Source organism: Pantoea sp. Ae19-2, from assembly GCF_059801205.1.
Map to the genome: position 1 here is coordinate 1,471,342 of NZ_JBCHWE010000001.1, position 13,442 is coordinate 1,484,783.

Annotated in this window: 14 protein-coding genes and 1 pseudogene; 6 read left to right on the forward strand and 9 right to left on the reverse strand. The window is 53.3% G+C overall.

Going from position 1 to position 13,442, the window contains the following annotated elements; all coding sequences use genetic code 11:
- Window positions 1-487: 487 nt before the first annotated feature.
- From AAIE03_RS06775 to rlmA, 3 genes and pseudogenes are all read left to right on the forward strand, one after another.
- Window positions 488-606: pseudogene (locus AAIE03_RS06775) on the forward strand (DUF2627 domain-containing protein).
- Between the two features lie 37 nt (window positions 607-643).
- Window positions 644-853 (forward strand): transcription antiterminator/RNA stability regulator CspE, encoded by a 210-nt coding sequence (cspE, locus tag AAIE03_RS06780; protein ID WP_001062678.1) that lies wholly within the window; start codon window positions 644-646, stop codon window positions 851-853.
- A 137-nt stretch (window positions 854-990) separates the two neighbouring features.
- Window positions 991-1,800 carry a 23S rRNA (guanine(745)-N(1))-methyltransferase gene (gene rlmA / locus AAIE03_RS06785; RefSeq protein WP_498562894.1) on the forward strand — a complete coding sequence of 270 codons (810 nt, stop codon included), beginning with the start codon at window positions 991-993 and terminating at the stop codon, window positions 1,798-1,800.
- On the opposite strand, the gene AAIE03_RS06790 is transcribed toward rlmA, so the two are convergent.
- From AAIE03_RS06790 to manX, 4 genes are all read right to left on the reverse strand, one after another.
- Complete coding sequence (locus tag AAIE03_RS06790; RefSeq protein ID WP_014593854.1) at window positions 1,797-2,255, reverse strand: DUF986 family protein; 459 nt, start codon at window positions 2,253-2,255, stop codon at window positions 1,797-1,799. The two genes, rlmA and AAIE03_RS06790, sit on opposite strands and share 4 nt — an antisense overlap.
- Window positions 2,256-2,344: 89 nt before the next feature.
- Window positions 2,345-3,190: a PTS mannose transporter subunit IID gene (locus AAIE03_RS06795; protein ID WP_013026024.1), complete on the reverse strand. Its 846-nt coding sequence runs from the start codon at window positions 3,188-3,190 to the stop codon at window positions 2,345-2,347.
- Window positions 3,191-3,205: 15 nt separating this feature from the next.
- On the reverse strand, window positions 3,206-4,006 hold the full coding sequence (locus AAIE03_RS06800; protein ID WP_026020938.1) for a PTS mannose/fructose/sorbose transporter subunit IIC: 801 nt from the start codon (window positions 4,004-4,006) through the stop codon (window positions 3,206-3,208).
- Between the two features lie 44 nt (window positions 4,007-4,050).
- On the reverse strand, window positions 4,051-5,025 hold the full coding sequence (gene manX / locus AAIE03_RS06805) for a PTS mannose transporter subunit IIAB (RefSeq protein ID WP_014605701.1): 975 nt from the start codon (window positions 5,023-5,025) through the stop codon (window positions 4,051-4,053).
- Window positions 5,026-5,526: 501 nt separating this feature from the next.
- On the opposite strand from manX, the gene AAIE03_RS06810 reads away from it, so the two are divergent.
- Window positions 5,527-7,095, forward strand: coding sequence for a TerC family protein (locus AAIE03_RS06810; protein ID WP_014593852.1), 1,569 nt, complete (start codon window positions 5,527-5,529; stop codon window positions 7,093-7,095).
- An 81-nt stretch (window positions 7,096-7,176) separates the two neighbouring features.
- Here AAIE03_RS06810 and pdeD read toward each other — a convergent pair whose 3' ends face one another.
- The 4 genes from pdeD to pabB form a co-directional block, all read right to left on the reverse strand.
- Window positions 7,177-8,739: a cyclic di-3',5'-guanosine monophosphate phosphodiesterase PdeD gene (pdeD, locus tag AAIE03_RS06815; RefSeq protein ID WP_014593851.1), complete on the reverse strand. Its 1,563-nt coding sequence runs from the start codon at window positions 8,737-8,739 to the stop codon at window positions 7,177-7,179.
- 213 nt (window positions 8,740-8,952) lie between these two features.
- A complete protein-coding gene (locus AAIE03_RS06820; protein WP_014593850.1) occupies window positions 8,953-10,317 on the reverse strand; it encodes an L-serine ammonia-lyase in 1,365 nt (454 codons plus the stop codon).
- A 186-nt stretch (window positions 10,318-10,503) separates the two neighbouring features.
- The gene (locus AAIE03_RS06825; RefSeq protein ID WP_013026018.1) at window positions 10,504-11,067 is read right to left on the reverse strand and encodes a CoA pyrophosphatase; all 564 of its coding nucleotides are present in this window, start codon (window positions 11,065-11,067) and stop codon (window positions 10,504-10,506) included.
- The gene (gene pabB, locus AAIE03_RS06830) at window positions 11,068-12,426 is read right to left on the reverse strand and encodes an aminodeoxychorismate synthase component 1 (protein ID WP_498562895.1); all 1,359 of its coding nucleotides are present in this window, start codon (window positions 12,424-12,426) and stop codon (window positions 11,068-11,070) included.
- Between the two features lie 109 nt (window positions 12,427-12,535).
- Here pabB and AAIE03_RS06835 point away from each other — a divergent pair, with 109 nt between their 5' ends.
- The gene (locus tag AAIE03_RS06835; RefSeq protein WP_013026016.1) at window positions 12,536-12,721 is read left to right on the forward strand and encodes a YoaH family protein; all 186 of its coding nucleotides are present in this window, start codon (window positions 12,536-12,538) and stop codon (window positions 12,719-12,721) included.
- A gap of 15 nt (window positions 12,722-12,736) precedes the next feature.
- On the opposite strand, the gene AAIE03_RS06840 is transcribed toward AAIE03_RS06835, so the two are convergent.
- The gene (locus tag AAIE03_RS06840; protein WP_014605705.1) at window positions 12,737-13,081 is read right to left on the reverse strand and encodes a RidA family protein; all 345 of its coding nucleotides are present in this window, start codon (window positions 13,079-13,081) and stop codon (window positions 12,737-12,739) included.
- 151 nt (window positions 13,082-13,232) lie between these two features.
- Between AAIE03_RS06840 and AAIE03_RS06845 the strand changes: the two genes are divergently transcribed.
- The gene (locus AAIE03_RS06845; RefSeq protein ID WP_498562896.1) at window positions 13,233-13,400 is read left to right on the forward strand and encodes a hypothetical protein; all 168 of its coding nucleotides are present in this window, start codon (window positions 13,233-13,235) and stop codon (window positions 13,398-13,400) included.
- Window positions 13,401-13,442: the final 42 nt, after the last annotated feature.

The window sequence follows — 13,442 nt, forward strand, 5'->3', positions numbered from 1 at the left end:
GCTGAAATCAATATTCCTTCACGGCCCCCGGCAGGCGTAATTCAAAAAACGCCTGCATGCAAGCTGTAAGTGATTGCGTTAACGCTCAACTTATGATTTTACTGGAAATAAAATTTATATTTGTACGAAATAGAATTTATTGTACAAGCCTGCTGCAATAGTTTACCCGCGCTTCACTTATCGGCTCCTTTATTTGGTGCAACTTTGCCATATTAGTGCAATGTTATTTTTTTAATGTTATCCCTCTGGCTGGACGGCCGAGACGGCGTCAGATATCACCCTGTCTGGGCAGAAAAGCATTATATTATAGGGTTGTTGTGACTATTAGTGGCGTTCAGTACACAGGCTAATGTACCAGAAAGTACATTCTCTGGGAGCTGTCTTGCAAATATGTGAAAAGCGCCGACCGTGTTTATAAAAATGGCTTGCCATTATTTAGCGGATATGTGATAACAATTCGTGGGTTAAACGAGGTACAGTTCTGTTTATGTATGGCATCTTCAGTAAAGAAGTTACGAGTAAAGACGTTGACGTTGAATACCGCTTCCTTGCCGAACTTTAATCAGTGCCTCATTCAGTAATGTCTCTGTTTTATCTGTAGGTTAGCCTCCGGGCAAAATAAACACTTTAAGGAATTAGTAAAATGGCAAAGATTAAAGGTCAGGTTAAGTGGTTCAACGAGTCTAAAGGCTTCGGTTTTATCACTCCAGCTGACGGTAGCAAAGATGTATTCGTACACTTCTCTGCTATTCAGGGCAACGGCTTCAAAACGCTGGCCGAAGGCCAAAACGTTGAGTTCGAAATTCAGGACGGCCAGAAAGGCCCAGCAGCGGTTAACGTTACTGCTATCTGATTTCGCCTCAGACGGGTGCCATGCACCACAGTCTCAGATATTAAAGCCTTGGCCAACTGGCCGAGGCTTTTTTTACGCTTTCGCTATTGTTTCCCGTCAAGTACACTTCCGCGCGTTAATCTTTGCCGGAGCGCCTGATGTCTTTGAACTGCCCACTTTGTCACTTCCCCCTGACCCTGACTGACCGCAGCTGGTGCTGTGAAAATCGCCATCAGTTCGATCAGGCGAAAGAGGGCTACGTCAATTTGCTGCCCGTTCAACATAAAGGTTCACGTGAACCGGGCGACAGTGCAGACATGATGCAGGCGCGACGTGCGTTTCTGCAGGCCGGTCACTACCAGCCATTGCGGGACAACGTGGTTGCCGTCCTTAACCAGCATCTTAACCAACCAGCTGCGCAGATTCTGGATATCGGCTGTGGAGAAGGGTACTACACGGGCGCACTGGCCAGCGAGCTCGCGCCTGAGGGCCAGGTTTATGGTCTGGATGTGGCGAAGATGGCCGTCAGGCTGGCGGCAAAGCGTTACGCCCAGGTTTTATTTTGCGTGGCATCAAGCCACCGCCTGCCGTTTGGTGATGCTTCGCTGGATGCGGTGGTCCGCATTTATGCGCCCTGTAACGAGACTGAACTCAGCCGGGTCATTAAACCGGGAGGCTTTTTACTCACGGTCACGCCCGGGCCTCATCATCTTCAGCAGCTTAAGGCGCTGATATACCGCGACGTTCAACTCCACGCCTCGGAAGAGAAAAGCTACCAGGGATTTCGTCAACTCGCCCAGCATCGTTTAACGTATCCAATGGCGTTGAGCGGGCAGTCTGCCACCACCTTGTTGCAGATGACGCCCTTTGCCTGGCGCGCGCGACCTGATGTGTGGCAGAGCTTAGCGGAACGTACGCAGTTTCCCTGCGACGCAGACTTTATGATCACCCTGTGGCAACGCGATTAGCGTGCCTCCACCAGGGTCTGGTAAATGCGTTCCAGATCGTCAAGCTGTTGCACGGCGATAAGCAACCGCCGCTGCTCAAGCTGCATCACCAAAATACCGTCCTCGGAAAGATTGATGCTCTGTATCTGTGGATACGTTGTCCATCTGCCGGCATAAAACAGCCCCTGACTTTTCATCAGCAATTTGGGGCGGCGCACCCAGAAAAGCCAGAACGATAAAAAGCACAGCACCATCAAAAGCGTGGTTGTGAGTTTCGGCCCCTGATGGGTCAGATTGTTCCACAACAGAATGAGCAGTAAGCCAATAAAAATCAGGCTGTCTGCTTTGTGTTGGCGTTGGAGCGGGACACGTAAAAGCGCAGGGCCATGACGACGTGGCAGCACGGCTTCAACGTAAATAGCCAATAACAGAAGGGCAGCGATGCAGAGGGCGATGACGATGTCGGTCAATGACATTCTTCTTCCTTTACTGATTAAAGCCGGGCGTGAGTCACGCGACCACAATCTGAAAACATCGGGAGCCGCAGCTCCCGATGTGATGCCGGTTACAGCCCGAGCAAACCAATCCAGTAGCCAAAAATACCGATAGCAAAAAAGCCCACAATGATCCACAGGGCATTGACCTTACGGCGCAGCAGCCACATACAGGCGAAGGTCAGCAGGAGCGGTACGATCCCCGGCATCAGCTGATCCAGAATCGACTGCACGGTTGTCACCGTGGTTTTTCCGGTTTGATCGGTGATGCGTGAAACCACCAACGGAATGTTGACGTGCGTCCACTTATTGACCAGCGCCCCCATGACAAACAGGCCGAGTATAGATGCCCCCTCGGTCAGTTTTTGCAGGAAGCCACCGCCCATATCGCTGACGATATCAATCCCCTTACGGTAACCATAAGCGACGCCGTAATAACGGGTTAACAGACGCGCCAGGTTAAACAGGATAAAGAACAGCAGCGGACCGAGCAGACTGCCGCTCATTGCAATCCCCGCGCCTAATGCCGCAAACACGGGACGAACGGTTCCCCAGAAAATCGGGTCACCAACGCCAGCCAGCGGGCCCATCAGGCCCACTTTGATGCCGTTGATGGCACCGTCATCAATCGCGGCACCGTTGGCGCGCTGCTCTTCCATTGCCATCGTCACGCCCAGCACAGGCGCGGCGACGTAAGGATGTGTATTAAAAAACTCCAGATGGCGTTTGATCGCCTGCTTACGATCGTCATTGTTTTCAGGATAAAGACGGCGAATGACCGGCACCATTGAGAAACAGAACCCCAGCGCCTGCATACGTTCAAAGTTCCAGGAGCCCTGAAACAGGTTTGAGCGTAAAAACACAGCGCGTACGTCACCCGGCGTCAGTTTCTTTTCGACTTTTGTTATATCAACCATGTTGTCACCTGTTCCTTAATCGAGTTCGTTGTCGAGGTCGTTAGCTGACGGCGATGCCGCAGGCGCACCGGCTGCGCGGTTATATTTCGGGCTGAGCTGGATATAGAGCACCGCCATCACCACGCCAATCACGCCCAGTGCCACCAGGTTAAAGCTGGTAAACGCGGCAGTAACGAAACCCAGATAGAAGAACGGCATCAGGTAGCCTGCGCGCATCATGTTGATAACCATGGCATAACCCACCACCACGATCATGCCACCCGCGATGTTCAGGCCGTTGGTGACCACCTCCGGAATAGAGCTGAGCAGGGAGTGAACCGCATCCGTTCCTACCGAGATAGCCACAATCAGCGCCGGAATCGCGATGCGCATGGCCTGAAGCAGTAAGGCGGAAACGTGGATCCATGAGATGGCCGTGAGGTTGCCTTTCTCCGCCGCTTTGTCAGCGGCATGCTGGAAGGCTACGGTCAGCGTACGCACGATGATAGTCAGCACCTGACCGGCTGCCGCCAGCGGGATGGCCAGGGCGATACCGGCACCGACGCTCTGTCCACCGGCAATAACCAGAATGGTGGAGATAATCGAGGCCAGCGCAGCGTCCGGGGCAACCGCAGCACCGATGTTCATCCAGCCCAGCGCAATCATCTCCAGCGTACCGCCGATGATGATGCCCGTTTTCATATCACCCAGCACAATGCCAATCAGCGTACAGGCGACTAACGGACGGTGAAACTGGAACTCATCCAGGATCGAACCCATCCCGGCAATACAGGCAATGATAAAGATTAATACAATTTGAAGTGTGGTTATTTCCATCATACTGCTTGTCCTCTACAGGATAGAAAAAGACGGCTGGCGCGTTATGCGCTCACCTTTGCCACCAGATCCATCATTTTTAGTTTTGGATCGCCCGAAACTTTACGCACCTCAAGTTCGATGTTGCGCGCGTTAAGCTGGCGAAATGCGGCGATATCTTTTTCATCGACCGAGACGGCATTGTTGACCTGGGTTTTACCCTGGCGAAAAGCCATGCCGCCAATGTTAACGCTCTTGATATCAACCCCTTGCTCAACAATCCGCAGGACATCCGTCGGGTTGGTAAACAGCAGCATGACCCGATCCCGGGCATATTTGGGGTTATTCCAGACGCGCACCATCTTATCGACGCCCACCACATGCGCGGTGACGCCCGGCGGTGCCACCTGGGTTAACAGCGTTTTGCGCACGTTGTCGTTGGCCACTTCATCGCTGACAACGATGATGCGGCTGACGTTGGTTTCCTTGGTCCAGCGTGTAGCGACCTGCCCATGAATCAGGCGGTCGTCGATGCGTGCCAGGCAAATGTTCATATGGTCGTCGGGGGTGAGAGGGCGACTGGCATGCGGGGCGCTGGCCGGGGCGGAGGGCGAGGCGGCAACCGCTGCGGGTTTTTCTTCAGGTTGTGCTTTTAAGGCTCTAACGCCTTCGCGACCGGTTTCTACCGCAATGGCCACCAGCTCGTCAAAAGAGGGGTTATCATCCCGCGCCATCAGGGTTTCCACCAACATGGGAATGTTTACCCCGGCGACCACCTCATAATGTGTTTTATCAACGACCAGCCGGCTGGCTGCATTGAAAGGGCTGCCGCCCCAGGTATCAACCAGAAAAAGCACGCCCTGTGAGGTGTCCAGTTCTGTCAGTCTTGCCTGATATTTCTCAATCAGCGTGTCCGCGTTTTCTCCCGGGACAAAATCAATCCATCCCACATTTTCCTGTTCGCCTAAAAGCATCTCTGCCGTTTTTAGCAGCTGCTCCGCTGCCCAGCCGTGTGTACCAATTACAAGAGCAATGGTCACGTGCTACCTCCGTTCGCTTGTTAGTTCCTCAGAACCTGAGGAACCGTTAAGAATTATCGCGTTAACAATATCCAAATCTTGTTAATGTGATTTAACCTGACTTCAACATTGCAGGGATAACTAACTCACTACGTGATGCCGGATTTATTTTAGTGTCCGAAAAAATAAATTTTGTGACATTGGTTGGTTATTTGCAGCATGAAAGAGGGAAGTTGAGTTTTTATGTCACTCAATGCCGTCTGGCGAAAATGTAAAAACAGGAAAATTTTTTGACCTCGTTGTACGAACTGATACATTAGCGATCTGTTTATTATTCAGGAGTAGCGGGCAGCAGCCCACCCTTATGGATCGTCACCGACGTTGCTTAACCTTGTCTTTGCGCTCTTCAGCGCGCCAATTTACGCCAGACCGCGTTTTCTCTGCTTTTCCGGGCTTCTCTCTGTCACGTCCTTCGACGCGGGCATGCGTTAGCGTAATCACATCCTTTTTCTGGAGTCACTAATGGAATTTCTGTTCGACCCCTCAATTTGGGCGGGATTGCTCACGCTCATCGTGCTGGAAATCGTACTCGGCATTGATAACCTGGTCTTTATTGCCATTCTTGCGGATAAGCTGCCTCCTAAGCAGCGTGATAAAGCGCGGTTAATTGGTCTTTCTCTGGCACTGGTGATGCGCCTGGGGCTGTTGTCACTTATCTCCTGGATGGTAACCCTGACGCGCCCTCTGTTCAGCGTGGGGGATTTTAGCTTTGCCGGACGCGATCTGATTTTGCTGGCGGGCGGGATATTCCTGTTGTTTAAGGCCACCATGGAACTGCATGAGCGGCTGGAAAACCGTCAGCTGGAAAACAGCGGTAACCGTAGCTACGCCAGCTTTTGGGCGGTGGTGACCCAGATTGTCATACTGGATGCGGTCTTCTCACTGGATGCCGTGATAACGGCGGTAGGGATGGTGAATAACCTGCCGGTCATGATGACTGCGGTCGTGATTGCGATGGTGGTGATGCTGCTGGCTTCCAAGCCGCTAACCAAATTCGTTAACGCGCATCCTACTGTTGTGGTGCTGTGTCTGAGTTTCCTGTTGATGATCGGCCTGTCACTGGTGGCTGAAGGCTTTGGCTTTCATATTCCGAAAGGCTATCTGTATGCGGCGATTGGTTTCTCGATTCTTATCGAGTTGTTCAATCAGATTGCCCGTCGCAACTTCATTCGTCATCAGTCCCATCGTCCGATGCGTGAGCGCACCGCCGAGGCCATTCTGCGGTTGATGGGGGGACGTAACCGGGTGCAGAGCGCACCTGCGAGCACTGAAGAGCAGGCGATTGCCGTCGCGATGCCGCAGGAAGCGTTTAAAGATGAAGAGCGCTACATGATTAACGGCGTACTGACGCTGGCGTCACGTTCCATCCGCAGCATTATGACACCGCGCGGCGATATTTCGTGGGTGGATGCCAACCGTCCTGTGGATGAAATTCGTATTCAACTTCTGGATACGCCGCACAGCCTGTTCCCGGTGTGTCGGGGGGAACTGGATGAGATCATCGGCGTGGTCAGGGCCAAAGAGCTGCTGGTGGCGCTGGATCACGGCGTTGACGTCGCGACCTTTGCCGCCAGCACACCGACGATTATTGTGCCGGAAACGCTTGACCCAATTAACCTGCTCGGCGTGCTGCGTCGTGCCAAAGGTAGCTTCGTGATCGTGACTAACGAGTTTGGTGTGGTGCAGGGCTTAATTACGCCGCTGGACGTGCTGGAAGCGATTGCCGGTGAATTCCCGGATGAAGATGAAACGCCGGATATCATCATGGATGGCGACGGCTGGTTAGTAAAAGGCGGCACTGACCTGCATTCTCTGCAGCAGCTCCTGGACTTCCATGAGCTGGTGAAGCCGGAGGAAGATCATGCTTCACTGGCTGGCTTGTTGATTGCGCAAAAAGGGCAGTTACCTAAGCCCGGCGACGTGATCGATATCGAACCGCTGCACTTCCAGATTATCGACGCGACGGAGTACCGCATTGATCTGGTCCGGGTAACCAAAGATCAGCGTGACGACGACGAAGAAGAAGGTTAAGGCCACACCTGAAGATAAAACGCATCACTCCGTGATGCGTTTTTTTTGCGCGGAATAACGCGATGGCACACTTTTATCGCATTACAGGCCGAGGGTAAGCTGGTGCTGACGCAACCATTCCGGGAAGTCCTCCAGCGGCATGGGGCGGGCAAAGTAATAGCCCTGTAAATGTTCCACGCCCCGATCCCTCAGATAGTGGGCCTGTTCCTCGGTTTCAACGCCTTCCGCAACCAGACTGATGTTCAGGCGCTGTGCCAGAGAAATCACCATATCCGTCACGATGGCGTTGATGGCATCTGTGCCAATTGACGCGGTAAAAATTTTATCCAGCTTTAACACGTCCGGCTGCAAATCTTTCAGGTAGGACAACGAGCTGTGCCCGGTGCCGAAATCATCAATCGCCAGACGCACCCCAATGTCGTGCAGTTGAGAAATTACGGCCTGATCGACGACGGGCAGCGCATCACGTTCGGTTAATTCAACAACCAGCGTGGGAACGGGCTCGGCGGGCCACCAAAGCGTTTGCAGGTCTTCCAGAATGGCGCGGTCGCGGAAGTGGCTGGCAGCCACGTTAATGGCAATGTGAAAATGAGGGCTATGCGGAAGATCGGGTAAGGCTTCGACAACGCGGTTCAGTACAAAGCGGGTTAACGGCTTAATCAGGTTCTGACGCTCAACAAGAGGGATAAAGACGTCAGGCGGAATCCAGCCCTGCCGAGGATTGTGCCAACGCAACAGTAGCTCAATGCCTTCACACTCAGACGTACGAGCATTGATCAACGGCTGGCAGTAAACCATAAACTCCCTGGCCGTAATGCCGTAACTAATCTGCCAGCTCAGACTCATACGATTGGCGGTCGCCAGCCAGACCACGTAGCCAATCAGTAAACTCAGCATCAGCGCCAGCGGCAACTGCGAGGGTAAAGATTCCAGCGCCAGGCGGGAAGGTGACGGACCATAGAGCGTCACGGTGTAAGGATAACGCAGTGAGGCCTCGGTATAGGTGACTTCATCTTCAGAAGGCTGCGTGGACTCAATCAACGGATTACCGTATTCCAGGCTTTTACCGTTGACGTTAAAAATGGCCCGTTCAACCCAGGGCGCCTGCGGCTCCAGCAGGTAGCTGCTCATTAATTCAATATTAATGGCCTGAAGAATGCCAGAACGATTATCCAGCGTCGTTGGCGTCCACAGTAATAAAACGGGTGAACCTTTAAGCAGATACTCATCCGTGGATAACACCATGCGCCGATCGTTAAGGGCCAGTTCGGGGTAGGTCTGACTAAATGAGATGTCCCGGGTGCCAAAAATACTGGAACAGTAGAGCGTGTCCCCATCGACCAACAGAACAGCGCGCACCGTTTGTAGTGACGAAATCTTTTCAATTAATGGAAAACGGGCATCCTGGCAGGGCATACCCACCAGGCCCAGCATGTTGTTCGCTGAGACGTCGAGAGGTGAAAACATGCGATCGAAACGCGTGATCGCCGTGTCGGCAAAGCTGATTGCTCGCTTTTGAATACGTGATTTTTCTTCAAAATAGCGAAAAGCCAGCGTTAATGTAAGAACAATCGAAGCAATCACCAGCGCAATAAGCAATCGCTTACGTCTGTATTGTCCAACATATTGCTGGGCCATGAACATCAAGAATCACCTTCCCAAAACCAGAAAATAGATATAGCTGGGTTGTTATCGGCACGGCCCGAAGCAAATTTAGGACCTGAGCGTAAAATGAAAGGTCATAAAAAAAGGAGAGCGACCCGAAGGTCGCTTTAACATTGTTAATATTTATAGCAGGCAGGGCTGACTAATGCACTGGTTAAAAAGCAGAAAGTTAGAAACAAATCTCAAAAAATATTAGTCACACTGAACTTTTATCGCCAGTCCGCCGCGGGAGGTCTCGCGATATTTGGCATTCATGTCTTTTCCTGTCTCGTACATGGTTTCAATGACCTTATCCAGCGAAACGCGCGGCTCGCTGGTGCGGCGCAGGGCCATACGTGCAGCGTTGATGGCCTTCACGGAGGCAATGGCATTGCGTTCAATGCAGGGCACCTGGACCTGACCCGCCACGGGATCGCAGGTCAGACCCAGATTGTGCTCCATGCCGATCTCCGCAGCGACACAGACCTGCTCTGGACTGGCACCTAACAGTTCCGCCAGACCGGCTGCAGCCATAGAACAGGCAACGCCCACTTCGCCCTGACAGCCCACTTCGGCACCGGAGATAGAGGCATTCATTTTATAAAGAATGCCGATCGCGCCGGAGGCGAGAAAATAGCGAATAAAGATATCGGGCGTGACCGGTTCGATAAAGTGGTCGTAGTAGGCCAGCACGGCTGGCACGATGCCGCAGGCACCGTTGGTTGGTGCGGTGACCACGCGCCCCCCGGCGGCATTCTCTTCATTTACCGCCAGAGCAAACATGTTAATCCAGTCAATAACGACCATGGGATCGTTAGAGTGCTTGGCAGAGGAGATCAGCAGGCGGCGCAGTGACGCGGCGCGGCGCGGCACGCGCAAGGGACCGGGCAGCACGCCTTCGGTATTCAGGCCGCGATCGATACAGGCCTGCATGGTTTGCCAGATTGTTGCGAAATAGGCGTTAATGTCGTCACGCGAATGCAGTGCCAGTTCATTTTTCATCACCAGCCCTGACAGGGAAAGCCCGGTTTCACGGCAGTGCGACAACAACTCTTTTGCCGAGTGGAAAGGCCAGGGAACCGAAACTTCATCCAGCGCAGACTGACCAAAATGCTCTTCATCGACAATGAAGCCGCCGCCAACGGAGTAATAGGTCTTTGACAACACCAGCAGATCGCCCGAAAACGCCAGCAGGCGCAGGCCATTTTCATGCAGAGAAAGGTTCTCGCTGCGGAAGACCATGCCGCCTTCGCGAGGAAAATCGACTTCATGCGCGCCTTTCGCAACCAGCAGACGTTCCCGCTGCTGCACGTCTTTGATAAAGGCAGGAATTGAATCAATGTCTACGCTGTCAGGTGACTCACCCGCCAGGCCCATGATGATAGCGATATCGGTATGGTGACCTTTACCGGTCAATGAGAGGGAACCATAGACATCGACGGCGATGCGTGTCACCTCATGCAGTTTGCCCTGTTCAGACAACAGATCCACAAACTGCTTACCCGCTTTCATCGGACCGACCGTATGAGAACTGGATGGGCCAATGCCCACTTTAAACATGTCAAAAACCGAAATCATGGGTGACACTCCTCACAAAAAAAACTTACCCTGCCGTGGCAGTTTATGGCGCTAATAGTAAACGGCGAAGCAGGATGAACGCGCTGCTTTTCGCATGAAATAAACTAATTAAAACCACGAAAAAAAATTATAGTGTGGGATCGCGCGGAAGCCCGTAAACAGGGTTAAAAATGAAAGCTGCGTCAACTAAAACGCAATTTGCTGACTCAGTGAACGAATAATGCCTGCTGTCATGCCCCAGACCAGGTAATCCTGATAGCGCGACAGCCACACAGGATGGCGAATACCGGCGCGGTAGTAGTCAAGCTCTGCGTAGCGGCTGAGGCGCAACGCTTCGGTCAGGGGCATTTCAAAAGTACTCACCACTTCATCGGGGTTGATGCGCAGCGCGAGGCGGTCCGGGATGATGCCTAACACAGGCGTGACCTGAAATCCTGTGCTGCTGGTCACCGCAGGCAGGCAGCCCAAAACCTCCACCTGAGCGGGTGAAATGCCCACCTCTTCCTGCGCTTCCCGCAAAGCGGTAGCGACCAGCGAACCATCTTCGGGGTCCTGCATGCCACCGGGAAAAGCCACCTGACCGGCGTGCTTACGCAGCCCGTGTGAACGCTGGGTCAGCAGAAGACCGGGCTGCTGACGTGCAACAATGGGAATTAACACCGCCGCATGGCGCCCAGAAAGCGGCTGCGTAGGTTGCTGAGGGGGCTGCAGCAGAAAGCGGGTGCGGAAATCCGCCAGGGTCAACGCCATTCAGGCCCCTTTTTCCAGCGCGGGCAAAATGCGGCTGACCTTATCCAGGGTTTCCTGATATTCCGATTCCAGCTCGCTGTCGGCCACTAAACCGCCGCCAGCCGAACAGTAGAGGTAATGATCTTCGGCAATCAACGTACGAATCGTAATACTGGTGTCCATACGACCACACACACTCAGATATCCGATGCTGCCACACCAGGCGTTACGGCGTTGCGGTTCCAGTTCATCGATAATTTCCATTGCACGAATTTTCGGCGCACCCGTAATCGAACCGCCGGGAAAGCAGGCGCGTAACAGATCGCAGGCCTGCAGATTTTCGGGCAGCGTGGCGCGAACGGTGCTGACCAGATGATGCACTGCCGGAAAGGGCTCCACCACAAACAGTTCGGGTACGCTTACGGAACCGGCCACGGCGACCCGGCCTATATCATTACGCAGCAGATCGACAATCATCAGATTCTCTGCCCGGTCTTTGGCGGACGTCCGCAGACTTTCGGCCAGGGCGGCGTCCTGCACCGGATCGCTGTCACGCGGTCGCGTACCTTTAATCGGGCGGGTCGTAATGACGTGTTGATCCAGCGCCATAAAGCGCTCGGGGGAAAGGCTGAGAATGGCGCTATCCGGCAGGCGTAAAAAAGCGCTGAAAGGCGCGCGATTAGCCTGATTCAGCAAGCAGAACGCACGCCATTCGTCACCCTGATAACCGGCCTTGAAGCGCTGTGACAGGTTGACCTGGTAGCAGTCACCCGCCTGGATATAGGCCTGGACCTTGCGAAAACGTTCCGCGTAGTCATCAACGCTGAGGTTAGCGGACCATTCGCTGGTCAGTGAAAACGGCGCGCTTTCGCGTGTGGGCCAGCCTTCCAGCCAACTGAGCCGCTGCGCAACATCCTCTACAGCAACCAGGGTCAATGTCTGACGATGATGATCGGCAATTAACGCCCAGTTGTAGATGCCCACCGCCATATCCGGCGTCTGCAGATCGGCGGTGGCGATCTGAGGTAACTGCTCAAAGCGCCGTCCCAGGTCATAGCCAAACAGCCCCAGCGCGCCGCCCACAAAGGGTAAATCCGGATGGCGTGTTGGGGAGATGCCCAACGCGTTGCAGTAGTGCTGCACGAGAGAGAGAGGATCGTCCTCACTGTTTTCATGGCCATGTGCATGGCGAATTTCTGTTATCCTGCCACGCGTCGTCAGTGTGGTAAGGGGATCGGCGGTCAGGATATCAAAACGGTTATCGCTGTGATCGGCGTGCCCTGACGACAGCAGCATCGCCCATGGCAGATGCGCAATACGGGAAAAATAGTGCGTAAGGGCGTCAGGAGAATAACGTAGGTTATGAGTTTGAACGTTCATTGAGCACAAAATCTGACATCAGAAATGCCGTTAGACTGACATATTTTTTCCTGACTGGCACCTGTTTGTTCCCCATGAAATAATGGCAGCCCTAAAGCAGGAGTGAAACATGATTACAGGATTACCCGCACTTTCACACGACCAGCAGCAACGCGCGGTAGAACGCATTCAACAGTTAATGGCAGAGGGCATGTCCAGCGGCGAGGCGATAACCCTGGTGGCGCAGGAAATTCGTGAAAGTCACACCGGAGAACTGATTCGGGCGCGCTTCGAAGATGAAGACGACGAAGGCTGACGCCCGGAACCGGGGTTAACGCGCGGCGATAATTTTTATTTCGACTTTATACTTCGGATTCATTAAGGCTGCCTGAACCGTGCAGCGCACTGGGGCATTGCCGGGTGAAACCCAGGCGTCCCAGGCGCGGTTCATTGCCGCAAAATCAGCTTTATCGACCAGAAAAATGGTGGCATCCAGGATTTTGCTTTTGTCACTGCCCACGCGTGTAAGCAGGGCGTCAATCACCGCCAGCGCATTGGCGGTTTGCGCTTCGGCATCCGCATCAAGGTTTTCAGGCACGCTGGTATAATAAATCGTGTCGTTATGAACAACCGCTTCGGACATACGATGTTCGGGATCAATGCGCGTAATGCTCATCATCTTCTCCTTATTTTTTGGACGCCTAGCCTGACATATTCCCGATGCCATTGTCATCCATTGCAAACGCCTGCGGGCGTCGGTCGCGCATCGTGGCCGGAAAAATGGTATAAAACGTCGCTTATCAGTTCAGGACTCCTGGGAAGAAGGCATGGCGAATACGCAATATTTGTTTTGGGTGATGTTTGGCGCACTGGCGTTGCTGTCTGTGGTGGTGTCAACTTTTGTGGGCATGTCGCGTTCGGCCAGACAGGGGTTTATCACGCTGGCGGTTTTATGGGTGATCCTGGCGGCGGGTGCGCTTTATATCAGTCATTAGCGGCATTCCCTGCATCCAGCTAGCATAATGGAGACGCCCGCG